Genomic DNA, 5919 nt, shown 5'->3' with positions numbered 1-5919 from the left:
TACCTTTGCATCCCGTTCGGCAGGAGCGGTTTTGGTAAGGAAGTGCAGGCGGCAGGGCGGGGAAAAAGTTTTAACTTTTCTCTTGCATACCGGGGAAAGCTCCTTACCTTTGCAGCCCCTTCGGGGACGGCCTCTGGAAAGAGCCTTGAATGGAGGGTCCAGTCGCCGGAAGGGCGGCCGGTAGCTTGAAAAAAAGTTGCCCCCGGGTTTGGAAAAAGGGAAAAGGTTCACTACCTTTGCACCCGCTTCCTGAGAGAGGGGGAAAAGAACACGCCGGGTCGGCAGGGCCCGGAAAAAAAAAGAGAGAAAAAAACACGCACAGGTTTGCAGGGTAAAAGATTCTCCTTACCTTTGCAGCCCCTTCGGGAACGGCCTCTGGAAAGAGCCTTGAGCGGAGGGTCCCAGCCGCCGGAAGGGCGGCCGGTAGCTTGAAAAAAAAAGTTGCCCCCGGGTTTGGAAAAGGGAAAAGGTTCACTACCTTTGCACCCGCTTCTGGAGCGAAGGGGGTTTTAGAGAGGCCGGGCCGGCAGGGCCCGGGAAAAAAAATAAAGAAAAAAAACACGCTCAGGTTTGCGGATTCGAAGAGAGTCGCTACCTTTGCAGCCCCATCCGGAAGGAGGGGGAGACGGGGCGGGAGGCGCCCCGCAGATCGCCGGAGACAGTCCGGCGGTAAGGTTCTTTGAGTGAATGGGATAGATAGGAAATGAAAAGACATACAGCCAGTCTGTAGAGTCTAGGAAACATTAGCGTACCGGCGGTCGATGTCTTTACAAAATCGACTGTCTTTATTGAAAAAGAAGAGCAGTCAAACAATCTACTACAATGGAGAGTTTGATCCTGGCTCAGGATGAACGCTAGCGGCAGGCCTAATACATGCAAGTCGAACGGGGCCCTTCGGGGCCCAGTGGCGCACGGGTGCGTAACGCGTATGCAACCTGCCTTGAACTGGGGGATAGCCCGGAGAAATCCGGATTAATACCGCATGACACCATATGAGGGCATCTGAGTATGGTCAAAGATTTATCGGTTCAAGATGGGCATGCGTGCCATTAGCTAGTTGGTGGTGTAACGGACCACCAAGGCGACGATGGCTAGGGGTTCTGAGAGGACGGTCCCCCACACTGGCACTGAGATACGGGCCAGACTCCTACGGGAGGCAGCAGTAGGGAATATTGGGCAATGGGCGGAAGCCTGACCCAGCCATGCCGCGTGCAGGATGAAGGCCTTCTGGGTTGTAAACTGCTTTTACCAGGGAAGAAAACACCCATGCGTGGGGAACTGACGGTACCTGGGGAATAAGCACCGGCTAACTCCGTGCCAGCAGCCGCGGTAATACGGAGGGTGCAAGCGTTGTCCGGATTTATTGGGTTTAAAGGGTGCGTAGGCGGCCCCTTAAGTCAGCGGTGAAAGCCCGGGGCTCAACCCCGGAACCGCCGTTGATACTGGGGGGCTTGAGTACGGACGAGGTGGGCGGAATTGAGGATGTAGCGGTGAAATGCTTAGATATCCTCAAGAACTCCGATTGCGTAGGCAGCTCACTAGGCCGTAACTGACGCTGAGGCACGAAAGCGTGGGGAGCGAACAGGATTAGATACCCTGGTAGTCCACGCCGTAAACGATGGATACTCGATGTCGGCGACAGACTGTCGGCGTCTTAGCGAAAGCGTTAAGTATCCCACCTGGGGAGTACGCCCGCAAGGGTGAAACTCAAAGGAATTGACGGGGGCCCGCACAAGCGGTGGAGCATGTGGTTTAATTCGATGATACGCGAGGAACCTTACCTAGGCTAGAATGCGCGTGACCGCCCCAGAGATGGGGCTTCCCTTCGGGGCACAAAGCAAGGTGCTGCATGGCTGTCGTCAGCTCGTGCCGTGAGGTGTTGGGTTAAGTCCCGCAACGAGCGCAACCCCTATCCCTAGTTGCCAGCACGTCAAGGTGGGGACTCTAGGGAGACTGCCTCCGCAAGGAGCGAGGAAGGCGGGGACGACGTCAAGTCATCATGGCCCTTACGCCTAGGGCTACACACGTGCTACAATGGCGCATACAGAGGGTCGCTACCCGGCAACGGGATGCCAATCTCACAAAGTGCGTCTCAGTTCGGATCGGGGTCTGCAACTCGACCCCGTGAAGCTGGAATCGCTAGTAATCGCGTATCAGCAATGACGCGGTGAATACGTTCCCGGGCCTTGTACACACCGCCCGTCAAGCCATGGAAGTCAGGGAGACCTGAAGGCCGTCACCGTTCAGGAGCGGCTTAGGGTAAAACTGGTAACTGGGGCTAAGTCGTAACAAGGTAGCCGTACCGGAAGGTGCGGCTGGATCACCTCCTTTCTGGGGACGCACCGCCGGCGCCGTTTCCGCTTCCTCTCTATCCCTTTGCTTAAACCCTTCACCTTATTAAAGGTTAGGTCAGTACGGACGCCTACAGCTAACAAAGTAGGGCTTGTAGCTCAGGTGGTTAGAGCGCTACACTGATAATGTAGAGGTCCGTGGTTCGAGTCCACGCAGGCCCACACCATAGAACATGGGGGATTAGCTCAGCTGGCTAGAGCGCCTGCTTTGCACGCAGGAGGTCAACGGTTCGACTCCGTTATTCTCCACAACTGACCTGATCACAGCGATCACAGGCACGCACCGGCAGGGTGCGTGCCGCACATGCCAGGGAACACCTATAGCGATATGGGGACTACCTGGCGGGGGGTTCTTTGACATACTGGGAAGAGAGAGAAACAAAGAAGAGTACGCGCCGCATAGCGATATGCGGCCTAGAAAGTAGAGAAGGGCGCATGGAGGATGCCTAGGCTCTCAGAGGCGATGAAGGACGCGATAAGCTGCGATAAGCTGCGGGGATGGGCACATACCACTCGATCCGCAGATCTCCGAATGGGGCAACCCGGCTGGTTGAAGACCAGTCACCTGTTTACAGGGGCGAACGCGGGGAACTGAAACATCTAAGTACCCGCAGGAAGAGAAAATAACAATGATTCCCCAAGTAGTGGCGAGCGAACGGGGAAGAGCCCAAACCACAGTCGTTACGGCGACCGTGGGGTTGTAGGACCACGACACGAGACTGGAAATTGAAGCTTAACTACCTGGGAAGGTAGGCCAGAGAGGGTGACAGCCCCGTCAGCGTAAGCTTTCCAGCTCCAGTGGTATCCTGAGTAGGGCGGGACCAGAGGAATCCCGTCTGAATCCGCCGGTACCATCCGGCAAGGCTAAATACTCCTGAGAGACCGATAGTGAACCAGTACCGTGAGGGAAAGGTGAAAAGTACCCCGAATAGGGGGGTGAAATAGAACCTGAAACCATGCGCCTACAAGCGGTCGGAGCCCTTCAGTGGGGTGACGGCGTGCCTTTTGCATAATGAGCCTACGAGTTACTCCTCCCTGGCGAGGTTAAGTGCATGGATGCACGGAGCCGCAGCGAAAGCGAGTCTGAACAGGGCGCACAGTCAGGGGGGGTAGACGCGAAACTTTGTGATCTACCCTTGGGCAGGATGAAGCTGTGGTAACACACAGTGGAGGTCCGAACCAGTTTCCGTTGAAAAGGATTTGGATGACCTGAGGGTAGGGGTGAAAGGCCAATCAAACTGAGAAATAGCTCGTACTCCCCGAAATGCCTTTAGGGGCAGCGTCGAGGTTGAGTCTTCTGGAGGTAGAGCTACCGATAGGACTAGGGGGAGTCAAATCCTACCGAATCCTGACGAACTCCGAATGCCATTAGACATACTCGGCAGTGAGGCTTGGGGTGCTAAGGTCCCAGGCCGAGAGGGAAAGAACCCAGACCGCCAGCTAAGGTCCCTAAATATATGCTAAGTTGAACAAAGGAGGTCCAGCTGCCCAGACAGCCAGGATGTTGGCTTGGAAGCAGCCATTCATTTAAAGAGTGCGTAACAGCTCACTGGTCGAGCGGCAGGGCATCGATAATAATCGGGCATCAAGCATATTACCGAAGCTGCGGATAGAATTTATTCTGTGGTAGGGGAGCATTCCCGTCGGCGGAGAAGGTACCTGGCAATGGGTGCTGGAGCGTCGGGAAAAGCAAATGTAGGCATAAGTAACGATAATGCGGGCGAGAAACCCGCACACCGAAAGACTAAGGTTTCCTGATCAACGCTAATCGGATCAGGGTTAGTCGGGTCCTAAGACCGATGCGAGAGCTAAGGCCGATGGACAACTGGTTAATATTCCAGTACTAGCGTGACCCAGCGATGCGGTGACGGAGAAGTGAAAGGCCCGCCTGGTGACGGAATACCAGGTTGAAGCGCGTAGTTATAGGACCGGTAGTGAAGTACGCCGGACCTGACGAAACGCGATAGTACCCCAAGCCCCCGGGCGAGGGGATAGTGGCCCTAATCCCGCTCCCTAGAAAACCCGCTAAGCGTTAAAGGTCACGCTACCCGTACCGCAATCCGACACAGGTAGTCGAGGAGAGAATCCTAAGGTGCTCGAGTGAATCACGGCCAAGGAACTCGGCAAAATGGCCCTGTAACTTCGGGAGAAGGGGCGCTTCCTTGCAGCGATGCAAGAAGCCGCAGTGAAAAGGCCCAGGCGACTGTTTAACAAAAACACATGGCTATGCGAAATCGAGAGATGAGGTATATGGCCTGACACCTGCCCGGTGCCGGAAGGTTAAGAGGGGATGTCAGCCGCAAGGCGAAGCATTGAATCGAAGCCCCGGTAAACGGCGGCCGTAACTATAACGGTCCTAAGGTAGCGAAATTCCTTGTCGGGTAAGTTCCGACCTGCACGAATGGTGTAACGATCTGGGCGCTGTCTCAGCCGTGAGCTCGGTGAAATTGTAGTATCGGTGAAGATGCCGATTACCCGCTACGGGACGGAAAGACCCCGTGCACCTTTACTATAGCTTAACATTGACTCTGGGTAACTCGTGTGTAGGATAGGTGGGAGACTGCGATCCGGCGTCGCCAGGCGTCGGTTAGTCAACGTTGAAATACCACCCTCGGGTTGCTTGGAGCCTAATCCCTGGAGGGAGACATTGTTTGGTGGGTAGTTTGACTGGGGTGGTCGCCTCCAAAAGAGTAACGGAGGCTTTCAAAGGTACCCTCAGCACGCTTGGTAACCGTGCGCAGAGCGCAATAGCAGAAGGGTGCTTGACTGTGAGGCCCACAAGCCGAGCAGGGCCGAAAGGCGGATATAGTGATCCGGTGGTTCCGCATGGAAGGGCCATCGCTCAAAGGATAAAAGGTACGCCGGGGATAACAGGCTGATCTCCCCCAAGAGCTCATATCGACGGGGAGGTTTGGCACCTCGATGTCGGCTCGTCACGTCCTGGGGCTGGAGAAGGTCCCAAGGGTTCGGCTGTTCGCCGATTAAAGTGGCACGCGAGCTGGGTTCAGAACGTCGTGAGACAGTTCGGTCCCTATCTGTAGTGGGCGTAGGATTTTTGAGGGGACCTGTCCTTAGTACGAGAGGACCGGGATGGACGAGCCTCTGGTGGGCCTGTTGTGGCGCCAGCCGCAGCGCAGGGTAGCTACGCTCGGATGAGATAAGCGCTGAAAGCATCTAAGTGCGAAACTCACCCCAAGATGAGAAATCCCTTTAAGGGCCGTGGGAGACGACCACGTCGATAGGCGGCAGGTGTAAAGGTGGAAACACCATAGCCGAGCCGTACTAATTGCCCGGGAGCTTTCCAGGCAGGGCGCGTACCCTCCCCTCTCTCTCTGCCCAGTATGGTCAAAGCACCCCCCGACCCCATTCGAGCCGAAAGGCCCAAGACAATGGTGGCTATGTCGCGGGTGTCCACCTCTTCCCATTCCGAACAGAGAAGTTAAGCCCCGCCGAGCCGATGGTACTGCGGTCACACGCGGGAGAGTAGGTAGCCGCCAACCCCCTTACCAGGAGAGGCCCCACGGGTGAAACCGCAGGGGCCTCCCTGCGTTTAAGCCCTGCCAGGGCC

General features: G+C 56.0%; 2 tRNA genes and 3 rRNA genes. All 5 read left to right on the top strand.

Going from position 1 to position 5919, the window contains the following annotated elements:
- Window positions 1-819 precede the first annotated feature (819 nt).
- The 5 genes from A8O25_RS21870 to rrf all read left to right on the top strand — a co-directional run bounded on the left by A8O25_RS21870 (window position 820) and on the right by rrf (window position 5851).
- Window positions 820-2331, top strand: a 16S ribosomal RNA gene (locus A8O25_RS21870).
- Between the two features lie 108 nt (window positions 2332-2439).
- Window positions 2440-2513, top strand: a tRNA-Ile gene (locus A8O25_RS21865).
- Window positions 2514-2526: 13 nt separating this feature from the next.
- Window positions 2527-2600, top strand: a tRNA-Ala gene (locus A8O25_RS21860).
- 165 nt (window positions 2601-2765) lie between these two features.
- Window positions 2766-5658: ribosomal RNA gene (locus A8O25_RS21855) — 23S ribosomal RNA — on the top strand.
- 81 nt (window positions 5659-5739) lie between these two features.
- Window positions 5740-5851 (top strand): 5S ribosomal RNA (rrf, locus tag A8O25_RS21850).
- The 16S, 23S and 5S rRNA genes sit together here with 2 tRNA genes alongside, the layout of an rRNA operon.
- The last annotated feature ends 68 nt before the right edge of the window (window positions 5852-5919 follow it).

Origin of the sequence: Rufibacter ruber, assembly GCF_001647275.1 — a bacterium.
In the GTDB taxonomy this organism is placed as follows: domain Bacteria; phylum Bacteroidota; class Bacteroidia; order Cytophagales; family Hymenobacteraceae; genus Nibribacter; species Nibribacter ruber_C.
Note: the sequence above shows the minus strand (reverse complement) of the source record. Positions and strands in the feature narration are given on the sequence as shown.